At 39.3% G+C, this 16,995-nt stretch carries 17 protein-coding genes; 14 read left to right on the forward strand and 3 right to left on the reverse strand.

The window, feature by feature from the left end:
- Positions 1-146: 146 nt before the first annotated feature.
- Positions 147-257, forward strand: a complete 111-nt coding sequence (locus LB467_RS19420) for a type II toxin-antitoxin system ParD family antitoxin (RefSeq protein WP_394371757.1) — start codon at positions 147-149, stop codon at positions 255-257.
- Between the two features lie 452 nt (positions 258-709).
- Here LB467_RS19420 and LB467_RS03375 read toward each other — a convergent pair whose 3' ends face one another.
- The gene (locus tag LB467_RS03375; protein WP_224472609.1) at positions 710-1,468 is read right to left on the reverse strand and encodes an SDR family NAD(P)-dependent oxidoreductase; all 759 of its coding nucleotides are present in this window, start codon (positions 1,466-1,468) and stop codon (positions 710-712) included.
- Between the two features lie 771 nt (positions 1,469-2,239).
- Between LB467_RS03375 and LB467_RS03380 the strand changes: the two genes are divergently transcribed.
- From LB467_RS03380 to LB467_RS03440, 13 genes are all read left to right on the forward strand, one after another.
- Positions 2,240-3,736, forward strand: a complete 1,497-nt coding sequence (locus tag LB467_RS03380) for a flavin monoamine oxidase family protein (protein ID WP_224472610.1) — start codon at positions 2,240-2,242, stop codon at positions 3,734-3,736.
- A 508-nt stretch (positions 3,737-4,244) separates the two neighbouring features.
- A complete protein-coding gene (locus LB467_RS03385; RefSeq protein WP_224472648.1) occupies positions 4,245-4,676 on the forward strand; it encodes a universal stress protein in 432 nt (143 codons plus the stop codon).
- A 238-nt stretch (positions 4,677-4,914) separates the two neighbouring features.
- Positions 4,915-5,361 (forward strand): MgtC/SapB family protein, encoded by a 447-nt coding sequence (locus tag LB467_RS03390; RefSeq protein ID WP_224472611.1) that lies wholly within the window; start codon positions 4,915-4,917, stop codon positions 5,359-5,361.
- 274 nt (positions 5,362-5,635) lie between these two features.
- Positions 5,636-6,442, forward strand: a complete 807-nt coding sequence (locus tag LB467_RS03395) for an alpha/beta hydrolase (protein ID WP_224472612.1) — start codon at positions 5,636-5,638, stop codon at positions 6,440-6,442.
- A gap of 83 nt (positions 6,443-6,525) precedes the next feature.
- Positions 6,526-7,806: an APC family permease gene (locus LB467_RS03400; protein WP_224472613.1), complete on the forward strand. Its 1,281-nt coding sequence runs from the start codon at positions 6,526-6,528 to the stop codon at positions 7,804-7,806.
- 276 nt (positions 7,807-8,082) lie between these two features.
- Positions 8,083-8,598, forward strand: a complete 516-nt coding sequence (locus LB467_RS03405; RefSeq protein WP_224472614.1) for a c-type cytochrome — start codon at positions 8,083-8,085, stop codon at positions 8,596-8,598.
- Between the two features lie 260 nt (positions 8,599-8,858).
- Positions 8,859-9,452 carry a fasciclin domain-containing protein gene (locus LB467_RS03410; RefSeq protein WP_224472615.1) on the forward strand — a complete coding sequence of 198 codons (594 nt, stop codon included), beginning with the start codon at positions 8,859-8,861 and terminating at the stop codon, positions 9,450-9,452.
- A gap of 38 nt (positions 9,453-9,490) precedes the next feature.
- Positions 9,491-11,458, forward strand: a complete 1,968-nt coding sequence (nosZ, locus tag LB467_RS03415) for a Sec-dependent nitrous-oxide reductase (protein WP_224472616.1) — start codon at positions 9,491-9,493, stop codon at positions 11,456-11,458.
- Between the two features lie 89 nt (positions 11,459-11,547).
- Entirely contained in the window at positions 11,548-12,162 is a 615-nt protein-coding gene (locus tag LB467_RS03420) for a hypothetical protein (protein WP_224472617.1), read from the forward strand.
- Positions 12,163-12,266: 104 nt separating this feature from the next.
- Entirely contained in the window at positions 12,267-12,710 is a 444-nt protein-coding gene (locus LB467_RS03425) for a nitrous oxide reductase accessory protein NosL (RefSeq protein WP_224472618.1), read from the forward strand.
- A gap of 1 nt (position 12,711) precedes the next feature.
- Complete coding sequence (locus LB467_RS03430) at positions 12,712-13,953, forward strand: nitrous oxide reductase family maturation protein NosD (RefSeq protein WP_224472619.1); 1,242 nt, start codon at positions 12,712-12,714, stop codon at positions 13,951-13,953.
- Positions 13,947-14,654 carry an ABC transporter ATP-binding protein gene (locus tag LB467_RS03435; RefSeq protein ID WP_224472620.1) on the forward strand — a complete coding sequence of 236 codons (708 nt, stop codon included), beginning with the start codon at positions 13,947-13,949 and terminating at the stop codon, positions 14,652-14,654. The genes LB467_RS03430 and LB467_RS03435 overlap by 7 nt, the downstream gene beginning before the upstream one ends.
- On the forward strand, positions 14,647-15,429 hold the full coding sequence (locus LB467_RS03440; RefSeq protein WP_224472621.1) for an ABC transporter permease: 783 nt from the start codon (positions 14,647-14,649) through the stop codon (positions 15,427-15,429). Before LB467_RS03435 ends, LB467_RS03440 begins: the two co-directional genes overlap by 8 nt.
- A 103-nt stretch (positions 15,430-15,532) precedes the next feature.
- Here LB467_RS03440 and LB467_RS03445 read toward each other — a convergent pair whose 3' ends face one another.
- Both LB467_RS03445 and LB467_RS03450 read right to left on the reverse strand, forming a co-directional pair.
- Complete coding sequence (locus tag LB467_RS03445) at positions 15,533-16,129, reverse strand: Crp/Fnr family transcriptional regulator (RefSeq protein WP_224472622.1); 597 nt, start codon at positions 16,127-16,129, stop codon at positions 15,533-15,535.
- Between the two features lie 91 nt (positions 16,130-16,220).
- Positions 16,221-16,994, reverse strand: a complete 774-nt coding sequence (locus tag LB467_RS03450) for a hypothetical protein (protein WP_224472623.1) — start codon at positions 16,992-16,994, stop codon at positions 16,221-16,223.
- Position 16,995: the final 1 nt, after the last annotated feature.

Below are 16,995 nucleotides of genomic sequence, written 5' to 3' on the forward strand. Positions count from 1 at the left end.
AAATCGAAGATTCAACGAGGTTAGACGTTGGGTGGCGGGTGATCTACACGGCCGGGGTAGCTCAAAGTTATGAGTGAGTCTTTGTGCTGCGGGGGGATTAAGTTGAACAGAGAATTGTTTATATCCTGGAGGACGTCCAAAGTAGAATGAAGGAAGGTCGATTTAAAGATGTTAGCGAAGTTATACGCCCAGGATTAAGCCTTTTAGAAGAAGAAAGTAAAGCAATTGCATTGAGGAATGCAATTCAAGACCAGTAGATAACGGTGCTGCACATGACTTTAACCCGAAAAAACACCTTGAAGCTCCAAAAGCTAATAAGCGCCCGAATGACTGAATATAAACTGACTAATAAAGCGGTTGAGGAACATCCCATTGTTCCTATTTTTCCGTTTGACTATTCCTGATCTTTCATCCAGCTAAAGGCATCGTAGCCATCTGTTAAAGGCACTCCCAGTATATCCCACTATCCTTAAGAAAAATAGCGTCACCTTTCATTCTGCACCATGTAAGCGTAGCCCTTTTTTATTACCTCCAGTGCCTTTGCAGCAGTTCTTGTCTTTTGTTCCCCGTCCTGCCAGGTAGCGAAATTATAAGGAGTACAGGAAAAAATGTATCGAGAACTTTTTGTAATATAGAGTTCTCGATACACCATTATTCTCACTACTGGTGGAAATAAAGCCTATCAAATTGATGAGTTTTAATAAGTAAATTATTTACAGGTGTAACCACCATCAATAACCAATTCACTTCCGGTAACAAATTTAGATTCCTCTGATACCAGATAAAGTATTCCGTAGGCAATATCAATAGGTTCGCCAACATGTCCTATTGGATGAAGGCTGTCCAGGTTCTCCCTGAAATTCGGAACATCTTTCCCGAATTCCTCAACCAGTGGGGTCCAAATGAATCCGGGATGTACAGAGTTTACTCTAATTTTATCCTTTGCATAAATTAGGGCATCGTTTTTAGACATTAATCTCACTGCCCCTTTTGAAGCATGATAATGTGGAATATCTCCCGCACCAATTATCCCATAAATTGAAGAAAGGTTTACTATACTTCCTCCGCCTGCTTTTTGCATATAAGGGATCGCGTGTTTGGTGCAAAAGAAAACTCCCTTTACATTTATATCCATAACCGCATCCCATTCCTCTTCAGTTAATTCATGAGTGGGTTTATCTACACCCGCAATTCCCGCATTATTAACAGTTGAATCCAGTTTTCCGAATTCGTTGACCACTTCAGCATATACTTTTTCAACTTCCTTTTCATTAGACACATCCAGGTGCCAAAATTTCGCAACTCCGCCGGATTGGTTAATTTCTTCCACTAATTTTTCACCTTCCTGGTCAAGAATATCTGTAACTGCAACTTTAGCATTTTCTTTTGCCAACAAAATACAGGTTTCGCGACCTATACCTAAGGCACCTCCGGTTACTATTACTACTTTGTTTTCCGCTCTTTTCATGATTTTTGTTTTAAATGTTTATATAATAACTAAGGGGGATTAATTTCAATGTTTTAAGGAGCCAGAGGGTTTCGTGCTTAAGACTTCGGGTATTACTTCAACTGTTCTCGGAGCCGCAGGCTATTGATAGGAGTAAAGAAGCATTGCCGGATGATGCCGGGCTTGTTTAACCACCGCAGCCTTCATATTTTTTGGTAGCATAGTTGTGAATTTTAGATTAAACAGTAATGTTTAATAAAAATAAAAATGAATACTCAAGAAAAATATGATAAACATCAGTAAACGAATCAATTAATATTGTTGCTAAATGTTATAGAGGGTTTGTTTCGATAGGGACAGATTGCATAGCAACCTGACATCATACCTGCTCTGTAGACTTTCACGAAAGTTATTGAAACGGAATTCCTATACCTATAAAGTTTGAACCAAGCTTAAGATCTGAACAGTGAAATTCTATTTAGATTATGGTTTGTCAGGATTTTTGGATTTAGTAAGAAGTGCCGTTTCCATTCTTCCCCAGGAAATATACCACATAACTTTTAGTGTTTTTAATCTGTGATTATCAATTTTTTAGGTATTTTTTATTAAATTTATTGTGGCACTGGATACCTTAGGGGAATAAAAGCTATTTATCGTCTGATTTTTTCTAATGGCAAATTGCCTTCACTGCTGAAAATTCCGAATTCAGGAACAGCGCCCCCCAAACCTTCATCAAAGAACTTACCTGAGCTTGTGTTTTTTAAACATTCAGAACCATTAAAAACGACCATTATGAAAAGTCAGGATTTTCACAAGACTACCCGAAAAGAATTTTTACAGCAACTTGCCTTTGGAGCCGGAGCCCTGGGGGCAGGAATTTGTTTTCCCGGTATGCTTTCTGCCCAGGAATTTATCACCGGGAAGACCAATGCACCACGAAATATCCTTATCCTTGGAGCTGGACTGGCCGGACTCGCTGCTGCCTGGGAACTTGACAAGGCCGGCCATAAAGTAACAGTGCTTGAGGCCCGGGACCGTCCCGGCGGCCGTGTCTCTACCCTTAGAGAGCCATTTGCGCAGGGATTGTATGCTGAAGAGGGAGCTGCAGCATATTCCGAGAGTTATACCACAGCACTTAAGTACATAGAAGAACTGGGGCTGGAAAAGGTGCCCTGGACAATGCCGGAAAGGCCGGTAGTTCATCATCTAAAAGGGAAAAGGTTTGTTGTCACTCCGGGAGAACCAGTGGACTGGCCTTATGAACTGACCGCTGAAGAGCGGGAGTTAGGCCCCTGGGGAATAGTAAATAAATATATTATAGAGAACCTGCCCGAAGAAGTATCTCAACCGGAAGCCTGGGATGAAGCACCATTAATGGAATTGGATGAACTTTCTCTAGACCAGTATATGACTTCTATGGGAGCTAGCAGGGGAGCTGTTGAACTGGTTCAAAACACGCAGTGGTTTGCTGCAGTGCCGGGAAAAACTTCAGGGGTATCCATGGCAGTTTCAGATTTTGGATTGTTTATGGGGGGAGCACCATTTCTGCTGAAAGGCGGCAATGATAAACTTCCTTTGGCAATGGCCGAAAAGCTAAAAGAAAATATCCGTTACGGAGTTGAGGTGAACTCGGTAAACAGTTCAGCGGAAGAAGTATCTGTAACCGGTAAAGAAGCCGGAAAATTGCAGACTTTTAAGGCAGATACTGTTATATGTACCTTCCCGGCAAAGGTGATGCGCAAAAAAATTAAAATTCTGCCTCCGCTTCCGGCAGATAAGCAACAGGCCATAAATAATTTGCCTTACCTGGATTATACAAGAGTTTACCTACAGGTGGAAGAGCCATTCTGGCTTAAAAAAGGAGTTTCCGGAAGTGCAAAGTCAGATCTTATAACAGGGGAGATCACAGGTCATTTGCACCCGGATAACCCTGAGGAAAATCCTGCTGTCCTTGAAAGTATGGTAGGTGGGCCAAAAGCGACAGCTATGGGAAAAATGTCAGAAAAAGAATTGCTGAATAAAACCCTTGAGGATATGAATAAAATACATCCAGGTCTGCATGATCATTACCAGAAAGGACATGTGAAAGCCTGGAGCGAAGATCCTTATGCCCTGGGGGGCGTTAGCTGGCCTGCACCCGGTGATGTGAAAAAATATCTAAAAGCTTTACAAGGTCCTCACGGGCGAATTCATTTTGCAGGAGAGCACACCAGTATACTGCGCAGTACCATGGAAGGTGCTTTGCGATCGGGCGTTCGGGCTGCTAACGAGATCCACGGAAAAAGTTGATGCCAGAGAATAACCTCAGAAGTTTTGAATTGAATTAATTATGAGATTTTTCCCGGTCCTTATCTGTTGTTAAAATTTTTTTAAACCGCAGAATCATAATTATTATTAAAAAGAATACAGTAGCTAAAAATAAGATTGTTATTGGATTTTCAACGAGAATAGCATAGTAGAAATCTTTATCCAGATAAATTAGATAACAAACTATTACAATTGCTAATAGAATTAAGAATCTGTAAATTTTACTATTCATTATTATTAAAATTAAAAAAAATAGTACAGTTTTCCTATTTATCTCTACTTTTTAAAAGGGTTTTATGTATTCAAATTGAGGTTTTGTATTGATCACAAGGGATGCACTTGTTTTTATCTGAAATTTGATTTAATGGTGTTTTAGTCTGATTAATTAGTAGATGTTCCATTATTGGCAATTAAAACGCTTTGGAAATATTTCTAATTAATTGTAAAATGTTTAATTTTAGTATTAACTAAGAATGCTTCTAAGAAAAATATTTTAGTCGCAATAGACCAGCAAAAGGATGTAGATCAATTAGTTGATCAAACAGTAAAGTTAGCAAAGTTGACCAATGCAAAAATCTGGATTATGCATGTGACCGAGGCTGATCCAGATGATTTTCTTGCGAGGGAGGCCGGACCTCAATTTGTTTATGATAAGAGGGCTAAAGAGCGAAAAGAAGAAGCCGTAACTATTAAAAAATGGGCCGATAAAATAGGGGAGGAACATAATTTGGAGGTTGAAGGTCTTTTAATTGAAGGCTCTGTAACCAAATCTATAAGGAAATTAGTGGACGAATGTCAAATTGATTTAGTGGTGGCAGGGCATAGAAAGAAAAGTTTGGTTTATGGGCTGTTTACCTCGAATAAGAAAAAGGATCTTATCGATGATCTTAAAATTCCATTACTGGCGGTACCCCTGGTTTAATCATACCGGAAGGCTGTTACTTCCTACTTATCTTTGCTAATTTGATATAATTTGAATTAAAATGGGACAAGCTTAATTTGTTGGGGTCAGTGATAAGCATACCGAATCCGAGCCCAAAAAGATCACCGAACCAGATGATAAACTTTTTCATAAATATTTTCTAACCTGATAATCAACTTCTTAAAATTATTTTGTTTTACCAAAGGCATAGCGTAATTTTAAAAATCAACTTTTTGTTATGGAAATAGATAACGTGCAATTCCTTCTCCAAAGCGGTGCTGCTACGTTGTCGGGACTGCTTATGGGCCTGGAAAGAAAGTTTAAGGGAAAACCAGCCGGGCTAAAAACCAATATGTTGGTTGCCCTTGGAGCCTGCGCATTCATTACCATTTCTTTATTGTTTAAGGATGCTGGAGGAACCGATATGACGCGTATTGTAGGACAAATAGTTGTGGGAGTTGGATTTCTGGGTGCCGGAGTGATTTTACACGGGGAGGATAATAATAAGGTTAAAGGTCTCGCTACAGCTGCAACTATCTGGTGCAGTGCGGCCGCAGGCTGTCTTGCCGGATTTGGCCTTTATCTTTCATTATTGTATTTCACCGTTTTTGTTGTTATGATCAATTTGGTGTTTGGATATTTGAACCGTAAAGTGAAAAAACATGCTGATGATCCCGATGATTGATTTGCTGTTTAATAGTTTTCTATACAATAGAATATTGACTCTAATTGCGAAATTCTTGTAATCCTGGTAGCCCGTAGCGATAAACTATACCTGATCGTCCAGTATGAGAGAACCTGAATATGCACCGCATTCTTCAAGAATTCCGTTGATGTTTTTGGTCTTTTGTGAAGGCCCGGATACATAGAAATTTGTGCTAAAATCACACATCTCCTTTTTTTCTTTATAAAATAGATATATTGGAATTATCTTTTGCAGCTAAAGAGTAAAATACTTTATGAGAACCGGTATTATTTTTCTTTCGGTATTAACAGGATTCTATATTCTAATCTGTTTGCTACTGTATGTTTTCCAGGAGAAGATGATCTTTCTTCCGCAAGTCCTGGGCAAGGATTTTAAATTCAGTTTCAGGGAAAATTTTGAGGAACGGTTTATCGAGATGGGGGACGGGAAGAAACTAAATGCGCTCCTTTTCAAAGCTGAAAATTCGCAGGGAGTGATATTTTATCTGCACGGCAATGCGGGCTCTCTGGAAGACTGGGGGAGTGTAGCTGAAACTTTTATGAACCTTGATTACGACCTGTTTATTCCCGATTATAGAGGCTATGGAAAAAGTGAGGGAAACATAAAAAATGAAGAACAGCTCCACCAGGACATCCAGATCCTTTATGAACATTTAAAGTTGGATTATTCTGAAAACAAGATTATTGTACTTGGTCACTCCATAGGCTCGGGTATGGCAGCTAAAGTAGCCGCGGCCAATAACCCAAGACTCCTAATCCTGCAGGCACCCATGTATTCTCTGCCCGACCTGGTAAAAAACACTCCTCCCTTTAATATCTTCCCCCGATTTCTTATCAGGTATAAATTCAGCACCGGTAATTATTTAAAAGAAGCTGAGATACCGGTTGCCGTTTTACACGGAGATGAGGACGAAATCATTTATTACGGCTCCTCCCTTAAGTTGCAGCAGGAATTTAAATCACAAGATACTTTGATCACCCTGGAAGGCTATGGACATAATAACTTTTTGGGTACTGAGCCTTACAGAAGGGAGATAGAAGAGGTTTTAAAAAGATACTAGATTTTGATTCTTAAAGTCAAAAAAATATACCTAAACACCTTTTAAAGGAAAAACGGGAGATTAAATTTTAAAATTAAAGTTATTTGGAGCTAAAAAGAGGAATAAAAAAATGGGATTTGGTGCTATTGATGATTAACAGCACCATTGGAGCCGGGATATTCGGGCTGCCATCAAAAATATTCGGGTTGTCTGGAATTTACAGTCTCCCTGCCCTCTTTTTATGTGGCCTCATCGTTTTTGTATTAGTACTGGTGTTTGCTGAGGTTTCAAGCAGGTTTAAAAAAACAGGTGGGCCATACCTCTATATTTTATCATCTTTCGGTAAGATCCCGGCTTTTGTGATTGGCTGGCTTATTCTAATTACACGGGTTGCTACTTATGCTGCGCTTATCAATTTAATGGTTACCTATATCAGTTATTTTAATCCTGTATTTTTAGAACCTGTTTATTCCTTCAGTCTAATTACGGGTATTACATTGTTCTTTACCTGGATCAATTATCTGGGGGTGAAAAGTTCCACTATTCTCAATAATACCCTTGCCATAGCAAAGATAGTCCCGCTCCTCGTTTTCGTACTGGTAGGGCTGTTTTATATGGATCTTAACCTCATAGATACTGATCAGCCACCGCCAGAACCGGGAGATTTTATGTCTACCATTTTGATCCTGATTTTTGCTTTTACCGGTTTTGAAGCGGTAGTGGTGAACACGGGGGAAATGGAAAATCCCAAAAAAAACATTCCTTTTGCCCTTATGCTGTCAATTGCTTTTGTGGCTGTTTTCTATGCCCTGATTCAATTTGTGAGTATAGGTACTTTGCCAGATCTGGCTTCTTCTGAAACACCTATTACCGATGCGGCCCAGATCTTTATGGGATCTCCCGGGGCTATTTTTATCACCTTAGGAGCCGTTATATCTATTGGTGGTACACTAAACGCCGTAATGTTGATAGGGTCGAGGCTTCCATTTGCCTTAAGTGAAGAAAAGCAGTTTCCGGAATTATTTGCAAGACTGCATCCAAAATACCGAACTCCGGTTTATTCCCTTTTCATTTTTACAGCTGTTACGCTTATTGCCTCCCTCACCGGGTCCTTCATTTATGCCGTATCCATCAGCGTAATTAGTAAAGTGCTTATCTTCTTAATGGTGTGTGCTGCTATGATAAAGTTGCGTAAAAAACATCCCCGAAAAAAGATCTTTTTCAAGCTTCCGTATGGTTATCTGTTTGCCATTACTGGAATTCTGTCGTCAATAGGTTTGCTTTACAGTTCAAAACTCTCTGAATTGGTTGATGTTTTGATTACCATTGGCATCGGAATGCTCTTGTATGCTCTTTATAAGATATTGTCCCGGAAGAAGACTTGAATTGTATTCCGCAGAACCTTATTAATCCCTCATTGAGGGTTTAATTCCCCCGAGGCTTGCTCCCAGGTTCTTGATTTTTGGGAACTTCAGATATACCTACCTTCAAAATAAGATTTATACCAAATTATTTAAATCTCACCCCGATTACTTAATAAATGTCATTGTATCAGTTGATTAATAGGTTTCATCTCAATTAATCACCTCCATTATGACTGGGGTCATAAAATAAGATTGGCTTGTCTTTTAATTTTACTATTGAAATCAAAATCAATCATTATGAAATTAATTGTAAAAATAGGAATGTCTTTAGCCCTGGTAATTTCTTTGGCAGCTTGTGGCAATTCTGAAAAAGAAGATAAAGAGAGCCTTCGGTTAGATGATTACAGCTCACAAACTAAAGAAAAGAAAACTGAAGCTAAGGATGCTTCCGGAGATTCCGGGGACGATCTGTCTAACAAAGGCATTGGTCCTATAAAATCTATGGATTTGCCCGAAAGCATTGACTCAGATATGGCAGCCAATGGAGCCAGTATCTTTAAAAATATGTGTTCTGCCTGTCACAAAATGGATAAGAAATTTGTGGGACCTGCTATAGCTGGAGTAACCGAAAGACGCTCACCAGAGTGGATCATGAACATGATTCTTAATCCTGAGCAAATGATCAAAGAAGATCCTATTGCTAAAAGACTCCTTATAGAGTCGAATATGGCAGTAATGGCTAACCAGGGACTTGAAGAAGATGAGGCCAGGGCGATGGTAGAGTATTTTAGACAATATGATAAGCAAAACTGATGCTGCTCATATTTTCAGAAGTATTTCAATTATAAATTCGTATTAAATTAACTTTTATGCTTATCCGTTTAGAAACCTAAAAACAGTTTTTGTCACCCTGAGCTTTTCGACTTCGCTCAAAACAAGCTTTAGTCGAAGGGTCAAACAAAAACGTCTCAACTACGCTCGACGTGACACTTTATTTCAATTTTGCCTTATGGGCCTCTTAGCGGATATACAATAACTTTTTAATTGAATAAACCTAACTAAACCGACAAATCATGAGATCAATTCCCTTTCTAATGACGATTGTTCTGCTAATAAGTTCTTCTGTACTTATTGGATGTAAGGATAACACCAATGATAAAGGCGGGACACCTTCCGCCACTGCTGAAGCAGAAAGCGATGCCAGCTCTAATAGGGGCCAGGCCTTTATTGATGACGATAGTGAAAATCCAAACGCTTTACGCTTAGCTATGGATTCTGAAGACCATACAACTTTGGTTGCTGCCGTTGAAGCGGCCGGGGTTGAAAATGCCCTGGTAAATGTTGGGCCGCTTACGGTCTTTGCTCCTACAAATGCCGCATTCGATAAACTTCCTGATGGCACCGTTGAAGATCTTTTAAAACCTGAAAATAAGTCTAAGCTGGCTTATATTCTTACCAATCACGTAGCTCCCAGCAATTATCCAATTAGCATGCTTGAGAAAAATTTAAAAAAAGGGCGCACCCTTTATATGGCTTCCGGAGAAAATGTTGAGGTGAGTCAAGAAGGAGATGATATTATTGTGGGAGGAGCCAAAATTATAGGTACCGTAAAAGTGAGTAATGGCTGGGTACACGTAGTGGAAGATGTCATTTTACCAAAAAAATAATCAATCCAATTTTAAACAATAAATTAAAACTCATTCTAATGAAAAATATATTTAAAATAGCGATCCTGGGTGTATTGGGACTATTTATCCAATCTTGTGGCAATGGAGGGTCTTCAGATCAAAAATCTGGTGCCATTTCCGGTAATGCTGCTGAACGTGTTTACGTGGCTCCGGGAGAGCACGATGAATTTTATGCATTCCTTTCGGGAGGATACAGTGGTAATCTTACCGTTTACGGTTTGCCTTCAGGAAGAATGCTAAAAGAGATCCCTGTTTTTTCTCAGTTTCCAACCAACGGTTACGGGTATTCTGAAGAAACAGTACCAATGTTGAACACTTCCTTCGGATTTGTGCCATGGGGAGATGCTCACCACCCCGATATTTCACAAACCAATGGGGAACTGGATGGGCGATGGGTCTTTATCAATGAAAACAACACGCCAAGGATCGCACGTATTAGTCTCGAATACTTTGAAACTGAAGAGATCATCGAGATTCCTCACAGTGCGGGAAACCACTCTTCATCTTTTGTTACTGAAAATACTGAATATGTGGTTGCAGGAACTCGTTTCTCCGTGCCTTATCCACAAGAGGATATGGCTATTGATGAAATGAAAGGTAACTTTAAAGGCCCTCTTACCTTTATCGCTGTTGGCGATGATGGAAGGATGAAGATCGATTTCCAACTGAAGATGCCAGGATTTAACTATGACCTTGCACACCCCGGGCGTGGAGATTCTCATGGATGGTTCTTCTTTACCACCTATAACACCGAAGAAGCTCACACTATGCAGGAAGTTAACGCTTCTCAAAATGATAAAGATTTTATTGCTGCCGTAAACTGGAAAAAGATTCAGGAATATGTGCAAAATGGAGGAGGAGAAGAGATCGATGCAGAATATGCACATAATGTTTTTGATCATAGTACCCAGACTGCCACAACTACTATGGAGAATAAAGTTCTTACTGTAGATCCAAGAGAAGTGGAAGGAGCTGTATTCTTTATGCCAACTCCAAAATCTCCTCACGGTTGTGATGTAGATCCTTCAGGAGAGTACATTGTGGGTAACGGTAAACTTTCTACCGACCTTACTGTTCACTCTTTTTCTAAGATGATCACTGCAATTGAAAATGAAGATTATGAGGGTGATGCCTATGATATTCCTATCCTTAATTTCGACTCTACTCTTGCAGGAACTGTAAAAGAAGGAGGTTTGGGCCCGCTTCATACTGAATTTGACGGAAAAGGAAACGCATATACTACATTCTTTATCTCTTCTGAAGTTGTTAAATGGAAATTAGGAACCTGGGAAGTGCTTGACAGACAGCCAAGTTACTACTCTGTTGGTCACAATATGATTCCCGGTGGTAACTCAAGAAAGCCTTTCGGAAAGTATATGGTCTCTTTGAACAAGATTACCAAAGATCGTTACCTGCCAACAGGGCCTGAGTTAGAACACTCTGCACAATTATATGATATTTCTGGAGAGAAAATGGAACTTCTTTCAGACTTCCCAACTCACGGAGAGCCTCACTATGCTGCAGGTATTCCTGCAGATAAGATCAAGTCAAAATCCAGGAAGATCTATAGACTTGATGAGAATGAGCATGAGTATGCGGCTACTAACGAGTCTGAAACAAAAATGGTTCGCGATGGGAAAGATGTTCACGTATACATGACTACAGTGAGAAGTCACTTCTCACCAGATAACCTTGAAGGCATTAAAGTAGGAGATAAAGTGTACTTCCACGTTACTAACCTTGAGCAGGATTTTGATGTACCACACGGTTTCGCTATGATTGGTGCAAATACTTCTGAGCTCTTGATTATGCCAGGACAAACCAAAACAATTACCTGGGAACCCAAAAAAGTAGGGGTATGGCCATTTTACTGTACCGACTTCTGCTCAGCTCTTCACCAGGAAATGCAAGGATACGTAAGAGTATCTGGACAGAATTCAAATGTTCCATTGAAATGGACTTTGGATGATGAAGAGATTAATTAGTTTTTTTAGTTGAAAACTGTTTGTTTTTAGATTGAGAAAGGCGGGTGGATGGAAAATTTACCCGCTTTCTTTTACAAATCCCCTTAGCAATGAAAAAATCAGGAATTTTAATGCTAATAGGTTCAGCACTACTGCTCGGCCTGTTTATCTACCCGCTCTGGAATATACAACTGGAAGCGCCACAGTATCCAGATTCTCTGGGGATGAATATTTTCATAGGTGGAATTCAGGGCGAAGAAGAATTTGATATTCAGAACATAGATGGTATAAATCATTATATTGGGATGAAAAAGATCCCAACTCCTGCAGAAATGTGGGAATTTAATGTTTTTCCTATTGTAATTGGCGGGATGGCGGCTCTTGGAGCCCTTCTGGGAATCCTGGGCTTCTTTAAAATTATAGGTCCAAACTGGTTTTTAGGCTGGCTTACACTCATGACCGTTTTAGGCATTTTAGGAATGATAGATTTTAATAACTGGCTAACAGACTACGGAACTGATCTCGATCCTAAAGCGATTATGAAGTTAACTGACTCTGAAGACAAGCCTTTAAGCTACAAACCACCCTTACTGGGATCTGAGAAAATTCTGAATTTCACGGCCCATTCCTATCCTAAAGCAGGTGCCTATTTAATGCTTGTAGGAATGTTAATAACTTTAGTCGCCTGGTGGGTTGGGAAAAAAGCCACAAAGGGCCGAAGCTAAGGAAAATTTAAAGCTATGAAATGAGCATAACGGAAATTCGATGCAAACACAAATGAAGATATGCGAATTGCATATGACCGTTAAAAAACAATAAATATCTACATATGAAAAAGATAATTTACCTTTTTGTGCTGGGGCTGTTTACTGCATGCAGCAATGACCCCCAACCAATAGATTACGGCAATGATCATTGTAATTTTTGCGAGATGACCATTGTGAGTCAGGCCTATTCAGCACAGGCAGTAAGTCAAAAAGGAAAGCAATATAAATATGATGCTATAGAATGCATGGTTAATGACCAGCTTCAGCATAAATATGATATGAGCGTAAATTTGGTTGCCAATTTTGAGCAACCGGGAACTATGGTAGATGTAAATAAGGCCGGTTTTGTGATAAACGATAGTATTAAATCTCCTATGGGTGGCAATCTTGCTGCTTTTAAAAAAGAAAGTCTAGTGGTTAATAATGAACCTGAAGGAACATTTAGCTGGGAAGAATTATTGGACCATTTCCTTGAAAACGATTCCTTGACTACAAGTTACCAATAACATGGGTAGATTAGTTATTTTTTTATTATTTCTAGTTTTAGCAACAACAAGCTTCCAGGCTCAGGAGATCGAGGTCTGTAAAAGTTGTGAGGTAAAGACTATTCAGGCCGCTGTAGACATGGCCCAAAATGGTGATGTTATCAGGATTAAAAGCGGCACCTATAAAGAACACAATATCAATATTATCGATAAATCGCTTAGCATAATTGGGGAGGGATTTCCGGTGATAGATGCCGAAATGGAAGGCACCGCAATAAGTATAAGAGCAGATAATTTTTCTTTAGAAGGCTTAAAAATCATCAATGTGGGAAGAAGCCATACTAATGACTTTGCGGGTATCCTGGTTTCAAATTCCAAAAAATTTGAGGTAAAAAACAACAGGCTGGACCAGGTTTTTTTTGGCATTCTCATAGAAAGGTCTTCAGGAGGGCTTATTTCCGGTAATAAAATTACCAGTAATGCTAAAGATCAGGCAACTTCGGGTAATGGTGTGCATATCTGGAAATCGGAAGAAATAACCGTAAAAAGTAATGAAGTAATTGGTTTAAGGGATGGTATCTACCTGGAATTTGTGAATAATTCTGAGATCATTGACAATTTTTGTAAAGATAACTTACGTTATGGATTGCATTTTATGTTTTCAGACCACGACCTGTATAAAGGAAATATTTTTGAGAACAATGGAGCCGGAGTAGCAGTGATGTACTCTAAATTTATTGATATGCAGGGTAATCAGTTCAGGAAAAACTGGGGCAGCGCCTCCTACGGACTTCTCCTGAAAGAGATAACCGACTCAGAATTAAAGAATAATATTTTTGAGGATAATACTATAGCTATTAGTGCCGATAATACCAACCGCATCAATTATATAGAAAACGATTTTAAAAACAACGGCTATGCGATTAGAATTCGCGGTGCTGTTTACGACAATATTTTTGAGCGAAATAATTTCCTTTATAACTCCTTTGATGTAGCTTACACCGGGAGGTTAAATGATAATAAATTCAACAATAATTACTGGAGTGGCTATTCTGGCTACGACCTGGACAAAGATGGGATTGGGGATGTGCCTTTTAGACCGGTAACTCTTTTCTCTTACCTGGTGAATAAAACTCCGGAGGCAATCGTACTTTTAAGAAGTATATTTATAGACCTGCTGGATTTTTCAGAGAAAGTTTCCCCTATTTTCACCCCGGCCGATCTTATGGATGAACAACCCCAAATGAAAAGAATCCAATGGTAAGTATTACAAATTTGCATAAAAAATTTGGTTCCCTGGTTGTCCTGAATGGGCTGAACCTTCAAACTCCCGAAAGTGGGATTATAGCTGTATTAGGCCCAAATGGTTCAGGGAAAACCACACTTATAAAAAGTATCCTTGGGATGGTGGTACCTCAAAAGGGGGAAATTGAAGTGAATGGTGAAAGGGTAAAAAAACACTGGAATTACCGAAAAGATATAGATTACCTGCCGCAAATCGCCAATTTCCCGGGTAACCTAAGAGTTCAGGAACTCATTGATATGATCAAGGACCTGCGTGGAAAAGAAGCACGGGACCGGGAGCTTATTGATCTTTTTAAACTGGAACCTTTTCTGGACAAAAAACTCAGTAACCTTTCGGGCGGAAGCAAGCAAAAAGTGAATCTGGTCTTATGTTTTATGTTCGATAGTCCATTAATTATTTTAGATGAACCCACATCGGGGCTGGATCCTGTTTCGCTTATCCGCCTGCGGAAGCTTATTCAGGAAGAAAAAGCCAAAGGGAAAACCATCCTGATTACTTCACATATTATGAGTTTCGTTGAAGAAGTATCAGACAGGATTGTATTTCTACTTGAAGGTAAAATTTATTTTAACGGAACCGTGGAAGAACTAAAAACCTCTACAGGTGAAAAGGATTTTGAACACGCTATTGCCAACATCTTAACCGAGAACCATGCTTAAAATATTAAAATATAGTTTTTACGATCTTTCCCGTAGCCGTTGGAGCTATGTATATTTCTTCTTTTACCTGCTTTTAGGGGTGGTGTTGCTGTTTTTAAATAACGATCTTTCCAACGCGGTGATCACGCTAATGAATGTGATTATAATCCTGGTACCCCTTATCGGGACAATTTTTGGTGTGATGTACTTTTATAATTCGCGGGAATTCACAGAACTGCTCCTGGCACAACCGGTAAGAAGAAGTTCAATATTTTTGGGGCAGTACCTGGGCGTAGCAATTTCTTTGTCTGCAAGCCTTATTCTTGGATTAGGTTTACCCTTTATTATCTACGGTTTGTTCCAGTCCGGAGCAATTTGGGATTTTGCTTCTCTTTTGGTCTCCGGGGTTTTTCTCACCTTTATTTTCACCGCTATAGCCTTTAATATCGCTTTGTCTAATGAGAACAAGATAAAAGGTTTTGGACTGGCAATCCTGGTTTGGCTTTTTTTGGCAGTGGTTTATGACGGCCTCTTTTTATTGTCGCTGGTCTACTTTCAGGATTATCCGCTGGATAAATTCTCCCTGGTGGCAAGTATGCTAAATCCTATTGATCTTTCCAGGATACTTATCTTGCTGAAACTGGATATTTCGGCTTTGCTGGGTTATACCGGCGCAGTCTTCAAGCAGTTTTTCGGAACTAATCTGGGCGCATTTACCTCTGTTCTCGTGCTTATTCTTTGGGTTATATTTCCCGTTTGGAGAATAAAAAGCATAGCTGCAAAAAAAGATTTTTAAACCCGAATTAAAAACCTCTGGGTAAGCCCACGAATTATGAATTGGAAAATTCTTTCTGAAAACTGTGAGGCAAGCGTCGGGGAATTAAACCCTCCATGAGGGATTAACGGTAAACTTTCCCGCTTTTAATTTTAAGCTCACCTTTTTTCTCCAGGCCTTTCATAGCCCTGATCACAGTTTCTACGCGCAGTCCGGTTAAATCGGCTATCTGTTGTCGGGTAAGGTTTACTTTAAACTTAAACTGTCCATCAATTTGATGTACGTAGCGTTTCAGGTAATCCAGGATCCTGATAATTCGGTGTTCCGGGTCCTGACTGGAAATTTCGGAAACCATAATCGCTTTGTAAAAAAGCCGTTCGGCCAGGGTGCGGGTTAATTTTAGGTGAGTTTCGGGATATTTGGTAAGCAGTTCCAGGAAATTTAATTTTGGCAGTTTTAATACTTCTGAAGTTTTTATGGCTTCAGCATTGGCAGGATATTTTACATCTGCCAGCAGCGGTGGTTCTCCAAAACTCTGCCCGTCTGTAAACATTCCCTGGATGAATTCCTTGCCATCGGCATTGTAATTATTCATCTTGATTTCCCCGGAAACAACCTGGAAAAAATTAAGCGCAATTTCTCCTTCCCTAAAAAGCTGGTCGCCTTTATGGTAAGTTTCTTTTGAAGCTCCAAATTCCAGTAAAATACTTTCCGAAATCATTCTAATTTGATTTATTCAAGACAAATTTGTTGAAAAATCAACAGACTTTAAATGAGGATGGTCATAATTCCAAAGCTAAGAAATCTATCATTTATCTTTTCAATAAATTAACGCCTAAAATCCATCCTACAGCAATAGGAATTAAAGCACTTGCCAAAACCATTAATAAGAAATAATTGCTGAAAAAAGGTAGCCCCAGCCAAAGCACCAGGTCTTTGTAGAAAATAAGCGCTTCAGAAATTAAAAAACCGCTGAGGTATAGGTAGCAAGCCTTTTTCGGAACCCGTATTAATTTCAACCAGTTTAAAAATGCAAATAAAGCCAGGGAAACAAACCCCAGAAAAACCCAGTGTAAATAACCAATTACAAAATCAAGGTTGTTAATAGCCAAATCGGCAAAAAATGGGATGGCGCTAAGGCTTTGCATTAGAATTTTCCCCACTAACAAGATCCCCGATATTTTTAAAATTCTATAATCGAATGAACTTAATCTAGATTTCAGAAGCTTTTTATTCCGTAGGATAAAAGCGAAAAACTGGAAGAAGGCTATGAGAAGTAGAATTACTCCAAGACCCCCGAGCAGGTAGAACACAATTGGGGGATTTGTCCAATAGGTAGAAAGAAAAAAGCTCAAGATCACACCTGCATTGAGCAGTAGAAAAAACCGTTTAAATTCCCTTACGCCAAAATCTAAATTCAATTTTTGAAAGAGATAAAATAAAATACCTAACAGCGCCAGCAAAAACCAGGCATTATATTGAAAATGAAGGTAAAAATAAACAGAGAGTTTGTACCATATTGAAGTATTTCCCAGTGTACTCATTATAGCGCCTAAGGCCCAGGGGCCAATGCTGGAAAACACCATA

It is taken from the genome of Salegentibacter tibetensis (assembly GCF_020164485.1).
In the GTDB taxonomy this organism is placed as follows: Bacteria; Bacteroidota; Bacteroidia; order Flavobacteriales; family Flavobacteriaceae; genus Salegentibacter; species Salegentibacter tibetensis.